The 16109-nt window shown below is 39.6% G+C and carries 17 protein-coding genes; 6 read left to right on the top strand and 11 right to left on the bottom strand.

What is annotated here, in order from left to right; translation table 11 throughout:
• Positions 1–128 precede the first annotated feature (128 nt).
• From K2F45_RS21400 to K2F45_RS21380, 5 genes are all read right to left on the bottom strand, one after another.
• Positions 129–452 (bottom strand): hypothetical protein, encoded by a 324-nt coding sequence (locus K2F45_RS21400; RefSeq protein ID WP_075993833.1) that lies wholly within the window; start codon positions 450–452, stop codon positions 129–131.
• Positions 453–548: 96 nt separating this feature from the next.
• Positions 549–1280 (bottom strand): type 1 glutamine amidotransferase, encoded by a 732-nt coding sequence (locus K2F45_RS21395; protein WP_248932405.1) that lies wholly within the window; start codon positions 1278–1280, stop codon positions 549–551.
• Positions 1281–1291: 11 nt separating this feature from the next.
• Positions 1292–2023: a YggS family pyridoxal phosphate-dependent enzyme gene (locus tag K2F45_RS21390; protein WP_248932404.1), complete on the bottom strand. Its 732-nt coding sequence runs from the start codon at positions 2021–2023 to the stop codon at positions 1292–1294.
• Positions 2016–2558 (bottom strand): GNAT family N-acetyltransferase, encoded by a 543-nt coding sequence (locus K2F45_RS21385; protein ID WP_248932403.1) that lies wholly within the window; start codon positions 2556–2558, stop codon positions 2016–2018. The genes K2F45_RS21390 and K2F45_RS21385 overlap by 8 nt, the downstream gene beginning before the upstream one ends.
• Complete coding sequence (locus K2F45_RS21380; protein ID WP_248932402.1) at positions 2555–3181, bottom strand: FMN-binding negative transcriptional regulator; 627 nt, start codon at positions 3179–3181, stop codon at positions 2555–2557. Before K2F45_RS21380 ends, K2F45_RS21385 begins: the two co-directional genes overlap by 4 nt.
• A gap of 152 nt (positions 3182–3333) precedes the next feature.
• Between K2F45_RS21380 and K2F45_RS21375 the strand changes: the two genes are divergently transcribed.
• On the top strand, positions 3334–3828 hold the full coding sequence (locus K2F45_RS21375) for a GNAT family N-acetyltransferase (protein ID WP_248932401.1): 495 nt from the start codon (positions 3334–3336) through the stop codon (positions 3826–3828).
• Between the two features lie 102 nt (positions 3829–3930).
• On the opposite strand, the gene K2F45_RS21370 is transcribed toward K2F45_RS21375, so the two are convergent.
• On the bottom strand, positions 3931–5745 hold the full coding sequence (locus tag K2F45_RS21370) for a mechanosensitive ion channel family protein (protein ID WP_248932400.1): 1815 nt from the start codon (positions 5743–5745) through the stop codon (positions 3931–3933).
• 272 nt (positions 5746–6017) lie between these two features.
• Between K2F45_RS21370 and K2F45_RS21365 the strand changes: the two genes are divergently transcribed.
• Positions 6018–8486, top strand: a complete 2469-nt coding sequence (locus K2F45_RS21365; protein WP_420833029.1) for a glutaminase family protein — start codon at positions 6018–6020, stop codon at positions 8484–8486.
• A gap of 95 nt (positions 8487–8581) precedes the next feature.
• Here K2F45_RS21365 and K2F45_RS21360 read toward each other — a convergent pair whose 3' ends face one another.
• The 3 genes from K2F45_RS21360 to K2F45_RS21350 all read right to left on the bottom strand — a co-directional run bounded on the left by K2F45_RS21360 (position 8582) and on the right by K2F45_RS21350 (position 12238).
• Positions 8582–9079, bottom strand: coding sequence for a DUF1062 domain-containing protein (locus tag K2F45_RS21360; RefSeq protein WP_248932398.1), 498 nt, complete (start codon positions 9077–9079; stop codon positions 8582–8584).
• Between the two features lie 499 nt (positions 9080–9578).
• Positions 9579–11498 (bottom strand): sensor histidine kinase, encoded by a 1920-nt coding sequence (locus K2F45_RS21355; protein ID WP_248932397.1) that lies wholly within the window; start codon positions 11496–11498, stop codon positions 9579–9581.
• Positions 11495–12238 carry a LytR/AlgR family response regulator transcription factor gene (locus tag K2F45_RS21350; protein ID WP_083663731.1) on the bottom strand — a complete coding sequence of 248 codons (744 nt, stop codon included), beginning with the start codon at positions 12236–12238 and terminating at the stop codon, positions 11495–11497. The genes K2F45_RS21355 and K2F45_RS21350 overlap by 4 nt, the downstream gene beginning before the upstream one ends.
• Before the next feature lie 187 nt (positions 12239–12425).
• Here K2F45_RS21350 and K2F45_RS21345 point away from each other — a divergent pair, with 187 nt between their 5' ends.
• The 4 genes from K2F45_RS21345 to K2F45_RS21330 all read left to right on the top strand — a co-directional run bounded on the left by K2F45_RS21345 (position 12426) and on the right by K2F45_RS21330 (position 14754).
• Positions 12426–13079, top strand: a complete 654-nt coding sequence (locus tag K2F45_RS21345) for a Pr6Pr family membrane protein (protein ID WP_075993827.1) — start codon at positions 12426–12428, stop codon at positions 13077–13079.
• Between the two features lie 73 nt (positions 13080–13152).
• A complete protein-coding gene (locus tag K2F45_RS21340) occupies positions 13153–13674 on the top strand; it encodes a hypothetical protein (RefSeq protein ID WP_157626183.1) in 522 nt (173 codons plus the stop codon).
• Positions 13675–13822: 148 nt separating this feature from the next.
• Positions 13823–14230 (top strand): VOC family protein, encoded by a 408-nt coding sequence (locus K2F45_RS21335; protein WP_075993825.1) that lies wholly within the window; start codon positions 13823–13825, stop codon positions 14228–14230.
• A 260-nt stretch (positions 14231–14490) separates the two neighbouring features.
• Entirely contained in the window at positions 14491–14754 is a 264-nt protein-coding gene (locus K2F45_RS21330) for a hypothetical protein (protein ID WP_075993824.1), read from the top strand.
• Positions 14755–14797: 43 nt separating this feature from the next.
• Here K2F45_RS21330 and K2F45_RS21325 read toward each other — a convergent pair whose 3' ends face one another.
• The gene (locus K2F45_RS21325) at positions 14798–15082 is read right to left on the bottom strand and encodes a hypothetical protein (RefSeq protein ID WP_248932396.1); all 285 of its coding nucleotides are present in this window, start codon (positions 15080–15082) and stop codon (positions 14798–14800) included.
• Positions 15076–15843 (bottom strand): hypothetical protein, encoded by a 768-nt coding sequence (locus K2F45_RS21320; protein WP_075993822.1) that lies wholly within the window; start codon positions 15841–15843, stop codon positions 15076–15078. Before K2F45_RS21320 ends, K2F45_RS21325 begins: the two co-directional genes overlap by 7 nt.
• Between the last annotated feature and the right edge of the window lie 266 nt (positions 15844–16109).

The raw sequence follows: 16109 nt of genomic DNA, 5'->3' as shown, positions 1-16109 counted from the left end.
TAAGGACCGTATTGAAAAGATAGCAAAGAATATCATGTAGTGGATGATGTGTACAGGCGGAAGATATTAACTATAATTGAAGTATTGGTGGGTACCAAAATCATTTGTGTTGCCTTGAATAAGCTTGTTTATTCTGATTTAGTGACGCGAATGATTTTGTTGGTACCTTGCTGAACAGCGACATCGACTTTATTTCGTTGCGTGTAGCTCTGTTGTAGGAGGTTCAATTTTTTGGCCAGTTGACCATCCTGATTGTCTAGCCAGAAGGTCGCAGCCATAATACCAATTTGAACTCTATAACTGGAATCAGTTTCCGGAACAAGCTGCTCGATAACCTGATGTTGATACCAAGTCAGATTTTTGTTTTCTTTTTGGGAAACACAGGCGTGTAGGAAAATTGCCAGAAGGGCTAGATAGCCCATTTTTAAAAGTTGACTGCGTCTTAGGTTCATCAATAGTTTTTTTGTGTTACACCAAATCTACTATTTTTTATCCAACGAATGAATTACTGCTGTAAATTTTTACGCTCCTGTTTAGACAGAAACCCTTCATTTACTTATTAGACTTCTCGTGTATGCACATTCAAGTAAATCTAAAAATGTATGAAGTTTGCTGTTCATTTCGCGGTAATCAAAAGTCTTAATTTCTTCAGGTGATTGCACAAATTGGAGCGATTGGCTTTGAAGAAAGAGATCTTCTTCTGCATCTATTAAGAGCCGGACGACTTCAGGAGTGAGTTCCATATGGCATTGGAATCCGTAGACGAGATTTGTATAGCGAACAATTTGTCGAGGGCAGCCGACGCTGCTTGCTAAGATTTTACTTTCCGGGGTAAGTCCAGGCATATCGTTGTGCCAATGTCCGACCGGTAATGGGCTGCCAAAATGTGCTATTTTGCTGTCGTTTATTCCTTCTTCTGTGAGCGTGATGGGGAAAACTCCAATTTCTTTTTGCGGACTATGTCTGTACGTTGCCGACAGCGCTTCGCCAATCAATTGTGCGCCCAGACATATACCAACAACCGCCTTGCCAGCATCAATACATCGGCGGATAAAAGCGATTTCGGCCTTAGCGTCAAAATAAGGGTATTCTGACGGGGATGAATCTGGACTTTGAGGTCCGCCCATAACGATCAATATATCGATGGAATCGATTTCTTCCGGCAGACGGTCCTGTTGATAGACCTGGGAAAAGGTGAGCTCATGCTGTTGTTTTTCCGCCCAGGTTAAATAGGCCCCGGGTGCTTCAAAAACTTCGTGTTGTATAAAATGTATCCGCATTGGTTTTTATGTTATAGGTTCTCATTCCAGTAATAACTATCTGGTGTAGGACGTTGTCCAAAAATTGCCGTGCCTACCCTGACAATCGTAGCGCCCTCTGCTATCGCTATCTCTAGATCTCCGCTCATGCCCATCGACAATTCTTGCATCGATACACGGGGAATAGCTAGGGCTATAATCTGTTGTTGAATTTGTTTGAGCAATTTAAAACAGGCACGTACCTGTTCGGCTTCGGCACTCAATATACCGATAGTCATCAGTCCTTTAATCTTTAGTGTGCTTAATGTTGCTATTTGCTGAACCAGGCCGATCACCTCCCCTGGCGCAGCGCCGTACTTGCTCTCTTCGAAGGAAGTATTTACCTGGATGAGCACTTCCATGGTTTTGTCTTCTTTTAAAAGTCGCTGATGCAATTTTTCGGCGAGATCTATACGATCGATCGAATGGATGCAGGATACGTTGCATTTGAGCAGATCCTTGATCTTATTGGTTTGAAGATGGCCAATAAAATGATTGACATGGGGAACAGTGTTTAAATACTCAAATTTGTCTTTCAGTTCCTGCACTTTATTTTCAGCAATTAGGGTTTGACCAGCTTGCAGCGCGATTTCTATACGTTCGGCAGGTACGGTTTTAGTGGCTAGCAATAATTTTACCTCGCGGGGATCGCGACGGTTTGTTTTGCAGGCTTCGTCTATACGTTGTTGTATGACCTGTATATTTTCTGCTATAAACTCATGCATGGTGCGGTTGTACTGTTTTTTTCATCATGATATCTATTTGTTTATCGTCACCCAGTTGAAAAATATGCTGGTCGAATGCGACAAAACCATTTTTCTGATAGAAATTGATTGCCCGCAAGTTTTTTTCCCAAACACCAAGCCAGATAAATGAAGCTGCTTTTATTTGGGCTAAGGCTAGTGCTTTTTCAAACAATAACTGTCCCACTTTTCTACCCTGAAATTCCTGTAATACATAGATGCGCTCGATTTCTAATGCCTGCGGGCACTGTTGTTCGGTCTGGGCCTGGCCGGTATTTACTTTTAGGTAGCCAATAACATCATTTTTCAAGACAGCGAAGTAAAATTCAGATTCGTTATCGCAGAGCTCGGACAATAATTTTTCCTTTGAAAACCCTTCGGATAGATAGGTCTTCATATTCTCTTCGGTATTCGTGTCTGAAAAGGTCTGAATAAATGTTGCTTTTCCTATTTGCTGCAGCAGGTCAATATCTGTTAGTTTTACCTGTGTGATTTCTATGTCAGTGTGTGTGTTCATTTTTTTTCGTTACTTATTGATCCATTTTTCATTGCTGCGGCAATATTTCTTTCGAGCTCATTGTCGCTATTTTTTAGAAAATCACGGATACGCTGTTTTTCTGTTTCACTTTTATTTTGACTTAATTTTTTTTGGCCCTGTAAATCTGTGACGACAAGTTCGAAGGCGACGATACCCCGCATCATACCACTTTTAAAACGATCGGAAAGGCTTTCCCATTGTGTTAAATACGCTTCGTCGTAACTCAGGATCATCTGTTCTAGGGCTTTACTTTTTGCTTTTTCGTCTGTAAGGATGGATGCAAGGCCATAGGCATGTACAGCGATGTAATCCCAGGTTGGCACACTTTCTTCCTTGTCATAATGTTGTGGTGAGATATAAGCATGTGGTTCGGAGAAAATAGCCAATGACGGCGTATTTTCGATATAATTGGCTTGTTCGTTTGCACGAGCGAAGTGTGATGTTAAAAGCAGCTGATCTTTATCTGTACGGACGTGAAAGGGGAGCTGTGTGGCTATTGGAATCCCCTCTTTAATCGATACAATGGTCGCAAAACTATATTGTTGCATAAATTCGACCTTTTCTGCGTAATCTTCGAACTGGAAATGTTTGGGTACATACATGCAAATAGCTATTTCTTGATTTTATCCAAAATTACAGCCAATAGATGCAACTGAGCTAGTCCAATTTGAATAATGTCGCTGGTCCAGTGTTCATTTATTGCGCTTGCTTAAGTATATTTACGCTGAAAGATAAGCAAAGAAAGGTGCCAGAAATGGAGAAATATGAACTAAGACGTTTAGAAATAGGAGAATGGCAGGAATATAAAAAAATTAGACTGGAGTCCTTATTTTCTACACCTGAGGTTTTTGGTAGCAACTATCAAAAAGAAGCAGGGTACAGTGATGCAGAATGGATGGCTTTGCTTGATAATCCCAAATGTGCGATGTTCGGTTTGTATAGCCAAGGAATATTGGTCGGGCTGACTGGTGTTGTATTGGATAGGGCAGATGAATCAAACGCGATTTTGATCGCTTCTTTCATTCAGGAAAGTCATAGAGGCCAGGGGTTATCCCGTTTGTTTTATGAAGCGCGTATCGCATGGGCACGTGAGCGCGGTTGTGGCCAGATTACGGTATCCCATCGGGTGGGGAACGATGCGTCGAAAGCAGCGAATCAGTCATTTCATTTTAAATACACGCAATCCAGGGATGTCGTTTGGCCTGACGGAATCGAAGCCGAAGAGCTAATTTATATTTTACATCTTTAGTTGACAAGCTCACAACAGTGGATGAATTCAACAGGATATGTATACCGGTCAAAACGCATCAGATGTTCTCTGCAGTAATCAGCTAAAAATTGTGCTTTCAGATCAGTTATTGTACGAGCTGTTGGGCATTTTTGGATTATATTGTTGTACATGGTCAACTTTAGCAAATATGTGTGGGCCATTCATTTCAATTCCTGCGGCTAGAAAGTCATCTAAGATCGATTGAAAAATTTCAGACTTTGCCAGTTCAATTTCACTAGATTTAGCGATGTATACATTCAGTTCATAGAGGACATAGAAGTCGTCTAATTTTTTTTGTAAGACGAATGGCGCGGGGTTAAGGTTGACCCTTTTTATTCGGGGTGGGATGTTCAGGAGCAATTCGTGTATACGTTGCCAAGGTTCTTCATAACCGACTGTCAATTCCACCTGAAAGCAGATTCCATCTTCTGAGAATGTAGAATAATTGACGGTATTTCCAGAAAGTACGGACGAATTGGGGATGGTAATTTCTTCATTTTTTATCGTTCGAAGCCTTGTTACCAGTGGTGATTTTTCGATAACAACGCCTGTTTTGTCGGCGATAGTGATACGGTCTCCGATACGGAAAGGACGCATATAAGTGATCACAAGTCCCGCTATGATATTGGAAATCGCAGAAGATGATCCTAAAGAAAATAGGACACCTATAAATACGGATATTCCTTTAAAGATATCTGAATTTGCACCGGGTAAATACGGGAATATCAGCACCAGTGTGAAGGCTTGGAGCAGAAAGCGAACAATCGTAAAGGTAGGCATGGCAAAATCGCGATGAAAGCCATTAACCTCTAATTTGCCTTTGTCAATTTCGCTAAAGATATACTTTATGAATCGAACGGCATACCGCATGACAACGAGTATGACAAATACGGTAATCAGATTGGGGATATAATCCCAAATTGCCAAAACTGCAGTCTTCAGGGGTTTTGTGAAAAGTCCAATGAGATTGGATGCCCAGCTCTGTGTAAATGGAAAAACACTGAAGACAATCGGCAGCATGATAAAGGCAATGAGGACGATCAGGCCCCAGCGTAAGATATTTATTGCATGAATAAACATCCGTGTTTTTTGTACCGAAGTGACAAGGACATAATTTTTGATCTTAATGTCTTTTATCCGCTGTGTTCTTTCCTTCAAAATTCGTTGCGTACCATATTTTTTCAACTTGTTTATCAATAGAACCAATATGGAAAAGACAAGGAGAATGAGAAATACAAGTCCAATACGGGTAAGAAGTTTTGTAATGCTGTTATCTGCACGTTCCGTTGTGATTGAATCCTGAATTCTTTTTAAGTAGTTTGCCGCAATCTCTTCTTTGCTTTTTCCTTCAAGTAGTGCGTCGAGTTCTGTGACGGAAGTTATGACGAGATCTTTATAAACGATGTCAGCACTGATTTCGTTGTTTTCGATTTTAAACGAATCTACTTTCACAAAATCGTCTTCATATAGATTATGGATTCTGCTGACCACATTGTAAGCTCGGTCTTTGGCCAATGATGATCCAAGTTTATTATAGATATAGAAGAGGGTATCCTGAAATGGCGCGACTGCATATCTTTTTGTGTTTTTTTTGATGGAGTCTACTTTAACTTTCAGCTGCTGCTTCCGAAGGTTGTTTTCTTCGTCAAACTGATTCAGCTGCTGTTTTAAATTTTCCTTTTTTGGGCTATTTTGACTTTTAAGATCGGCAATTTCATGCTGAAGCTTTACCCGTTCAAGAGAATCATTAATTTGCTGTTGTCTAATTCCGTTCAGTAAGGAACTCAGATCCAATTCTTTTTTATTGACCGAATCTGTTTCTTGTGCATAAAGCCGTGTGCTCGTTGAAAAAAGACAAGATATGGTCATTAAGAAATAAACGTAAATACTTCTCATTGTGTTGTTGGTAAAATTGAATGCCGATGTTTATTAGGTCATTTTGCACATAACGATCGGACGGGTTCTCAAAGATAATAATTATCTTGATTAGATGGCAGCATGTCAAATATGATATAAATTGAAGGTAAAATGATACGATGCGACAGCTGAATTTAAATTATTCCAACTTTCTTTGTTAAAACGATTGTGCATATGCTCAATGGGGAAAACTGTATAGCTAATTTTATCCAAAAAATATGATTAAACCTTTTCAAAAATCTATTTATGCAATGAACAAACTTGGGAAGATAGGTCTCTGTGTTATTGTGGCCTGTGTTTCCACTGTTTTAGATGGACAAGCTCAAGAACGCAAAGCTCCGGCTTATCCATTGATTACACACAACCCGAATTTTAGTATATGGTCTATGACTGATCAGCTTCATGCGTCGACAACGAAACACTGGACAGACGCTGATCATTCGCTGTTGGGCTTAATTAATGTTGATGGCAATATTTATCGTTTTCTTGGCAAAGAAGAGCCTAGTTATGCGGTTATTCTACCGACTTCGGAAGATAAATCTTATACGGTACAATATACTGAATCAAAACCTCAAGGCAGCTGGGAGTCTTCCGCTTATAATACGAATACGTGGAAATCGGGACTTGCACCCATCGGTGATGATGCGCAGCAGGTAAAGACGCTTTGGAAATCGGACGATATCTGGGTGAGACGTGAGTTTTCCGTAGCGGATCCGAAGGGCATCAATGAGCTGTTTCTAAAACTCAATCATGATGATAATATAGACGTATTTTTGAATGGGAAGAAGGTTTACGAAAAGGTAGGTTGGACTAACAGCTTTCACTATTTACCGATTGACAAGGCTAATTTGAAGGCCGGGCAAAATCATATTGCCATCCATTTGAAGAATAGTGCTGGCGGTCGTTACCTGGATTTTGGCTTGGTCGACAGGCTTAAAGAGCGTGGACCGAAAATTCAGGAAGCCGTGCAAAAAGATGTGGAAATAACAGCGACGCGTACGGTCTATAATTTTCAGGCAGGTAAGGTGGATCTGAAACTAAGCTTTACGTCGCCTTTGCTTATGGATGATCTGAATTTATTGGCTCGACCGGTAAGCTATATCACGTATAACGTAAAAGCAAACGATGGCAAGCAACATGCTGTTAAAGTTTTTCTAAGTGCATCCACAAATATTGCGGTGTATAAGCCTTCACAGGAAGTAACCGCCGATAAATATGAAACGGCAAAATTGTCGGTACTAAAAGCGGGAACGGTCGAACAGCCTATTTTGCAAAAAGGTGCCGATGATATGCGGATAGACTGGGGGTATTTTTATGTTGCTTCACCAAAGCGGTATAAAACGCAACAGTTTATTAGTCCGAGGGGCGGAGCCGTCGACGCCTTTAGAAAGGGAACAACGACCGCTGCAAAAACTGTTAAGGGTACCTCACTTGCGCTGAACACGGTCATTCCATTTGGCAATGTGGGGGCGAAAGCGGAGGAGCGTTTTGTTGAGGTAGGCTACGATGAAATTTATGCGATTCAGTATTTCAAAAATAACCTGCGACCATGGTGGAACAATTCTGGCAAAGAAACAATGGAAAATCAGCTGACTTTGGCTGCAGATGAGTATCGTAATGTGCTCGATAAGTGCGTAGCATTCGACAAAGCTGTATATGCAGATGCATTAAAATCGGGTGGAAAAGAATATGCACATCTTAGTGTGCTAGCTTATCGCCAAAGTATAGCAGCACATACCTTGGTGAAAAGTCCACAAAATGAACTGCTATGGCTTTCCAAAGAAAATAATAGTGGTGGTTTTATCAATACGGTGGATGTCACTTATCCTTCAGCACCATTGTATTTGATCTATAATCCGGAGCTGTTGAAAGGGATGTTAACTGGAATATTTTATTTTAGCGAGAGCGGTAAATACCCCTATCCTTGGGCGGCTCACGATTTGGGTACGTATCCATTGGCCAATGGTCAAACCTATGGCGAGCCTATGCCTGTGGAGGAATCGGGCAATATGATTATTTTAACTGCAGCAATCGCGAAAGTGCAAGGGAATGGGGACTATGCGAGGAAGCATTGGAAAACATTGACAACTTGGGTAGATTATCTCGTTAAAGATGGCTTTGACCCTAAAACGCAGCTCTGTACAGACGATTTTGCTGGTCATCTTGCACGAAATGCCAATTTATCTGTTAAAGCTATTGTGGGTATTGCCTGTTATGCGCAGCTAGCGGAGGCCATTGGTGAAACTGCAATCGCAAAAAAATACCGTGCAATTGCGGAGGAAATGGTTCCGAAATGGATGGAAATGGCAGATGCGGGCGACCATTACGCGCTGACATTTGACGATAAAAATACCTGGAGTCAAAAATATAATTTGATCTGGGACAAAGTGTTGGGATTGAATCTGTTTCCGCAAAAAGTGTATGATACGGAAATTAAGTATTACCTGACCAAGCAAAATAGATTCGGCATACCATTGGATAGCCGTAAGGCTTACACCAAAAATGACTGGATTCTTTGGACAGCATCATTTGCTCCGTCAAAAGAAGCATTTGAAGCTTTGGTGAAACCTGTCTATAATCATGCGATTCAAACGGAATCCCGTGTCCCATTAAATGATTTTTATGATTCGACTACGGGGATCCGTGAAAACTTTAAGGCGCGTAGTGTTGTTGGAGGTTTTTACATGAAACTTTTAGCGGATATAATGAAACAAAAATAAATAATGTCAATGAGCAGGGGGAGAACCTGAAATGAAATTTAGTTTGTGTTTAGTTAATAAGACGGCGGGCAATTATAGGATTGCTCGCCGTTTGTTTATCGGGTTATGCGTTTCAATGCTTCGCATGATATTTTCACAATATCCTCATGTTTGATGCGATGTTTTTTTTCTAGAAATTTTCCATGTACAGTAATTGCCTGCATAGTGATGAGTCGGTCAAGCTGCCTGGATGATAGTTTTAAACAGTTACGAATGACGGTGGCTAGTTTGAGCTGAAAGCTGAATACATAGATGACTTTGAAGGATAAGGTGTCTTCGTTTGTGCTGTGCAAATTCTCCATGAACCGCTGTTCATACTGTATTTCATATTTGATGGTATCGAAATCTGCTTCAACATTGTTCTTTTTTCTGATTTCTGTTGAAAAAGCGTATTGCCATGCTAGCTCCCTGTTGTTTTCCTGAAATCTATGAAACAGTTCCTTATTGATGGATTCGGGGCTGGCACGGGAAATAATGGTCATATTGTAGGTGTTATCACATTTGATACATCTATAAATCAACCAAACGTCGATATTTTTTTTCTGTGCATTCATTCTGAACTTTTCACTGCAGTAGAACCTATCACTATCACAATGGCTGCAGGATCTTTTGAGAAGGGGAGTGTTGTGTGCTTTGATCTCCCAGATATATTCTTTTCGCATGAGTTGTAGTCGCGCTTAATATTCTTTATTTGATTTTTGATGTTATCGACGATATTGGAAAGGATGGGATACGGTATTTTAAATACTGAAATAGCATAAAAATACTCTCCTGAGCTAACAATACCGAGAATAATAGGGTGAAATGAAAACCTGTTCGGATAGGAGTTACCCGAATAAAAGAATAATTAGCCTGTGGTTTGTGAGGCTAAATTATGCGACTATAAATTTGAAAATTGTGTTCAAAACGCTATTTCGTTGGTTTATAAACGAATTTAATTAATTTAATTGATTTTCCATGGATAACGAATGAAATTGCGCTACAATTTATATCCTATCTTGATATTAGATGACAAGTTGAATGCGCTGCAGTTTGTTTAAATAATATAAATCGTTAATAGGTAATTGGAATAAGAAGTGTGACCGTAGTGCCAGCAGTTGGGTCTTTGGTGGTCTGAAGACTCGCTTTTTTTCCTAACAATTGCATACGTTCGCGACTGATTGTTCCAGAGAGTGAACGATGTGTAATTTCAGGAATGTCTGGATTGACTTTACCGCTATCTTTAATCGTCACCCGTAGGATATCTGCAGACAACGCAAACTGGATGTCAATACTACCATCGCCCGTTTCGAGGTTTATACCGTGCAGAATTGCATTTTCAACATAGGGTTGTATCAGCATTGGCGGTAGCATGACTGCACTTAAATCTTGATCTTCAGGTTGTGTGATGTGGTAATGAAAAGCATCTTCAAAACGCATTTGCTGTAAGATCAAATAGTTTTCTAGGGTTTCAAGTTCCTCATTTAATGGAACGAGGTTTTCACGGCTTAATTCGAGATTGCTACGTAATAGTCGGCTGAAACGGTTCAAATATTTGATGGCATTTTCTTTTTTATCCAGGCGCATGAAGCTCTGTACAGCGGAAAGGGTATTGAAAATAAAGTGCGGTTCCATCTGTGTGCGCAACAACTGCTGCTGCAATAAGACCTTTTCTTTCTCTTGCCTGGAGCGTCGCTGACGAAAACTGTAATATAGGAAGAAAAGTATGATGATCAATAAAATAACCGCCAGGGAGGAAATGATCAGTCCTAAACGATTTTGTTGTAGCTGAAGCTTATTGATCTTGATATTTTCATTCAGTATACGAATAGACTGATCTTTCGCCTGGAGTTGATAAAGGGCATTCATTTCCGCAATCGCTTGTGTATTCTCCGACTGATAAATACCTCTTTGTAATTGCACAAGGTGATTCAATACGTCTATAGCTGCTTTATCTTTTCCTTGCAAGCGATAGACGGCTGCGAGACTGTTTTGAAATGTAATTTCGTTGTTGGGAAAGATTAATTTGGGAAACTGCGCTTTAAGTTTGCCTGCTTTTTGGATGAATTTTTCGCCCAATACCGGCTTATTTAATGAAACATAGATTGCGGCTACATTACTGTAGTCTACGAATAAATTGTTCATCAATATAGAGGATGCTGTCTGTTGGTGCAAACGTTCATCTATTGTTATTTTTAGCAATTCATAATGTAAAATGGAATCCGGTTTCTTAGCCGTTTCATAGTATTGGATCTTCGAATCGTATAGAAAACTAATGTTGTATTTGTCTGGATTTTTAGTGTGTAATTCTTCGAGTTGATGAAGGAAGGGGGCAATATCTTCTGCTGGCCGTTGTAAGGTGTTCAGCGTCTGTATCATTTGTACCAAAACGCGTTGTCGGTTAATATGTCCTTCCGACAGTGAATCAATTAGGGGGAGTACCGAACGATTCATTTTTTCTGCAAGGTTATACTGGAAGGAGCTCAAGTTGTTTTGGGCAGCGGACAATAATATCGCTGATTTTGCTTCGGTTGACAGTCCTGCAGCGGTATCCGACAAAACAATCGTGGCGGCTTTGTTATAATAATAGCCCGCTTCGCGTTGTTTTGCTTCTATGCTACGGATGTTTCCTATTCCATTGTAAATAAGCGCTTTGTACTTTGCGTTTCCAGTGGTGGGTTCAATGAGTTCAAGCGCCTGTTGAACAAAAAAAAGAGCCGAATCTTGACCACTCATAGCATAGAGTCGTGCCAGGTAATATTTTACACGGGCAGCGAGTACCGTGTCTTTTTTTACGGTGGAATTATGGTCTAACGTTAACCAGGCCTGTTTGATGGAATCTCCATTTGCTGCAGTTAATTTTCGGTCTTCGAGCGTTTTAATCTGTGCAGCAATAGCATCATAGTCGGGCGAGGGTGTGTCTTTCTTTCGAGCGCAAGCGATAAAAAACAAAGGCAGTAGTAGCCAAGGGAAAATGCGGTTCAGTGCGCTCATTTTTCTGGGAAAAGCTGATTTAAGATCGAGTTTTTTCTACGTGATGAAATTGGAATTTCCTCTTTGTTCTTTAAGACAATATATTCGGAACGATTGACACCAGAAATATGCGACCTGTTGACAAGATACGATTGATGGGTGCGTAAGAAATAAGGCTGTGGCAATAATTCTTCATAATATTTGAGGGGTTTAGAGATTAACTCTTTTGTACCATCATTTAAAAAGAAAAAAGTATAGGGACCGTCTCCTTTGCAGTACACGATGTTGTGAACAGGGACGATACGTACCTGGTGTATGGAAGACAAGGCTATGCTTTCGGGAAGTTCACTGGCATGTAAAGCTTCTTGTGCCATTGATAAACGTTGCATCCATTGGGGATTGTTTTCGCTTTTACGCCGGTAACGTTCTAAGGCTTCGTTTAGTTCGGTTTGATCGACTGGTTTCAAGAGATAATCCAAAGCACCGTATTTGATGGCTTTGATTGCAAAATGATTGTAGGCCGTAATGAAAATAATATTCTGTGGAATAACGGTTAGCTTTTTTAGGATGTCAAATGCTGTACCATCACGGAGCTGAATATCCATAAGTATAACGTCTGGTTGTTTCTCTTCAATCAATTTTACAGCATTTGTCACCGTATCGCTCCAGCCAACAAGTTCAACGTCAGTTTCCTGTTGGACCAAATAGCTGATTTCTTTGCGTACGGCGGGTTCATCCTCGATAATGGCTACTCTAATCATTTATCAATACTTTATAGCGTATAAAAATAATAATTGTTAGTAAGGAAACTGAATCCATTTACAATTCGTTGCAATTATTTACAATCTGGATTCCGGGTTCGAACAGCGGTGAATTGGATTTGATCATTTAAAATTCCAAATAGCAGTTGAAATTTTTATATTTAGTATTGTATAGACCACTCGTAATATGGAGACTCAAAGTTCATTAAAATCGGTTTTCGCTGGTAGCATTGGTTTGATTACCTTGTTTGCAGTCGTTGGGCAATTTGTATTAAGCGCTCTCGTCTCTAAGCTTGGGCGCATGGACTATATTGTTCAGTTTTTTAGTTATTTTACGATTCTAGGTAATGTAATGGTTCTGCTATGCTGTTTTTTTACTGTTTGCTGGTCAAAAAGTCGAATAGGCCTATTTTTTACTAAACCCGAAACAATTACTGCCGTAACATTATACATTCTTATTGTCGGAATTATCTATAATACCCTACTACGCTTTCTGTCGCATCCACAGGGTTTATCAATGGTAGTTGACGAATTATTGCATGTGGTCACTCCTTTGAGTTTTTTCCTTTTTTGGTGGCGCTTTTTGGACAAGGGAACAATCCGTTGGAATCATCTTTTCTATTGGCTGATCTTCCCATTAGTCTATCTTTTTTATACGTTGTGGCATGGTTCGTTTTCTGGATTTTATCCGTATCCTTTTGTCAATGTTTCCGAGTTGGGGATGGACAGGGTTCTTTTGAACAGCTTTGGAGTGACCTTGGTTTTCGTCGCAATTGGTGCATTATTGATCGTATTGGGAAAATGGCAGAACAAACGGCATTCTCAACGGATTAAAAAATAAGAAAACTCAAAGCTTGTCGATATTGTTATATTACTAGAACAGCGTTCTATTTTTTACTTTAATTGAATTGAAAATGGTTATACGATTTTTTGTCTGTGTCTCTTTGGTATTATGTGCGATATGTTGTTTTGGTCAAGTTGATGTTGATAAAATGCGAGCCGAGTACGCTACTGCTGTTCAAAATAAAAAACTCTGTGAAGCGAATCTGAAACTATTGGAAGGAGCTGCCAATTCCGCAACGGAGAAGGGATACCTGGCTGCTTATGAAATATTATGGGCGAAACATATGGGTAATCCGTTTACAAAATTAGGTCAATTCAAGAAAGGGAAAAAGCTTTTGGAGGAAATGATCATGAAATATCCCGATAATATCGATTTACGTTTTATTCGTTGGAGTGTGCAGACACATGCGCCCTCTTTTTTAAGCTATAGTAAAGATCGATTGCGGGACAAGGAGTATTTGGTGCACAACTTACATAAATTACCCAATCCAAAGGGCCGAGAAGTGATCTATATCTATTTGAAAGAAGCAAATAGTTATCTCAAAGGTGAGCATGTGTTTTCACAGGCCGAATTGAATGAGCTCGCTAAGTAACAAGCGATCCATATAACGAGCTATCCATATAAGGCGTGGTCATTCCGCTGCTTATTCATTGATGCTGCATAAAAATCTTCGCATAGGTCAAGTTTTTTTTGGATGAAAATTTTCAACTTTGCATGATCAATAGCAATTAAAATTTAAAATGATGAAACAGATATTTATTAATCTCGTCGTAGCCGATGTGAATAAGTCAATGGATTTTTATACACAATTGGGCTTTACGAATAATCCTCAGTTTTCCGATGAACAAGGCAAATGTATGGTTTGGAGTGAGCATATTTTTGTGATGCTTTTATCTCCGGATAAATTTAAAACATTTACAGAAAAACCGCTTGCAGATACAAAAAAACAGATTGCAGCACTACTTTCACTTTCTGTTTCTGGTTTGGATCGTGTGAACGAAATTGTTGATAATGGATTGAAAGCCGGAGGAATTGAACCAACGCCAATGAAAGACTACGGTTTTATGCAACAGCGAAGTATTGAAGATTTTGACGGTCATACCTGGGAGATATTTTATATGGATATGAGCAAATTTCCAGCGGCATAGAAATCATATCGGAATAATCGGTTATCGTAAAGTCCCTTGCAGTAATGTAAGGGACTTTTTCTTTTGTTGTTAAGGTAGCGAAGTAGCTGTATGCCGATGATTGCTGCTGCCGATTTTTTTTAGCGGTTCCACGAATATTAAACCATCGGATGCGAATTATAGTTGTGCCTTGGGAAAAGCTGGGCTAGGGATTACATTTGACAACATATCCGTTTGCTGTTTAGATAAACGGATGGCTAACAAATCATAAAACTTGACACATGTTTAAAAATAAAAAGCTCAGCAAAAACCCACTTCATTATGTTTATGCGGTGATATGGTTGGTGTTATTTGGTTCCATTGCTTACTACGTTTATTCGGGAGCGGCATTTAAACCGGAGAATGGTAAAATTCACCTCTTAGCTATCCTTATTGCGTGGGTGGTGGAGTATCTGGGGCTTACAATTACAAGTCTACTCTTCTTATTGTATGGGATCTATCGGGCCATGACAACCGTTTTAGCGGATGTGAAGGATAATTTGTAAAAGAGCGTTTTTGGCTTACTAGTCAAAAACGCTCCTGTATAAGCTATGAAATAGCGGTATCCAATAGGTCATAGAGACTTTTGATCAAGGCCCGTATTTGGCCGCCATGCCGATCGGAAAATGAAAACTCATCTGCAAATCGGTTTGCCCCTCTCAAAAACTCCCGAAGCTGTTGTACATCCGCTGTAGTTGATGTGCCTGAAAATTTATTCTCATAAAGAAGAACATAGTCTAAAAACGGTTGAGCTGACTGGTTGAGTGAAACTTCCTGTTGCAATAGTGTCAGAAGTTGCAGATAATGCGCTTTGATGTATTCAATAGTTACCATGGTAAAGGAATTTCTTGTACTAGTTGTTTAAAGGCATCATCTCTGATAGCTGCAGGGATAAATAGCTGAATTGCTTTACCTGGCAGATGGGGGTTGATTATACCTGCGGCAATGGGTTGTCTTGCGGTGGTCCCTTGCCATACTTTTAGTGTTTTGGCTTGTGGCACTTCATAGCGGTAGAATTTACTGAAGTTGTTCCATGCCGGTTGAACGGCAGTACCGCCGATTACGTCGCCAACGGATTTTGGAATCTCTTTGGTCCAGTAGCCGCCAGCAGGATTTCCGCCAGTGACACGATATATTTTGGTGCCTGCGGGTAGTTCTGTCGCTGTAGCGTCGACAAAGTTGGCTGCTTCAACAGCAGGTAAATCTAAATCGGGGTTATTCCATGGGCTGTTTTTTCCATTGGCTAAGCCATTCGGTACATAATCAGATTTTTCTATTCCAGGGATATTGTTCCAGTCTTCAATATATACTCTTTGATGATAAATACTTTGTGCTGTTTCTAGGTTATTCAGCAGAGCAGCCTTATCCTTGGACTTAGAAAATGCCTCTTTGAGTTTGGTTTGGTCCAAACCTTTTGCTATCCAATTGTTTAATTTGGCTTTGGTGCCTGTTCCTAAAGATTTTTCGAGGTCGTCCATCCAACTGGTCGAATTTTCGATTTCATCAATTGGATCCTTATCCGAGGAACAATTAACGACAAGTTGACTTGTGAAGATTAACAGAATCAACAGCACTGTTTGAGTAAATCTGGTCATGATTGGTTTACGTTGTTAGTATATAATTAAATGTAATTAATAAAATAGTTAACGTGTTTTTTAAATAATGGTTTTGATTTAAGTGATTATTTGTTAAATAATTGTTTTTATGGAAATACTTTTATGTATTAATATGTGTTTTGCTGGTGAAATTAGGTAATTGTTAAAATTTATGCAAGTTAATTTTGAGAATTTACTTAATTTAAAGGAAAGGTAATTTTATGGACTATAGTGGTTTTCTAGTCTCAAAATAGATCTTTCTAGCT

Source organism: Sphingobacterium siyangense, from assembly GCF_023277505.1.
Lineage (GTDB): Bacteria > Bacteroidota > Bacteroidia > Sphingobacteriales > Sphingobacteriaceae > Sphingobacterium > Sphingobacterium siyangense.
Note: the sequence above shows the minus strand (reverse complement) of the source record. Positions and strands in the feature narration are given on the sequence as shown.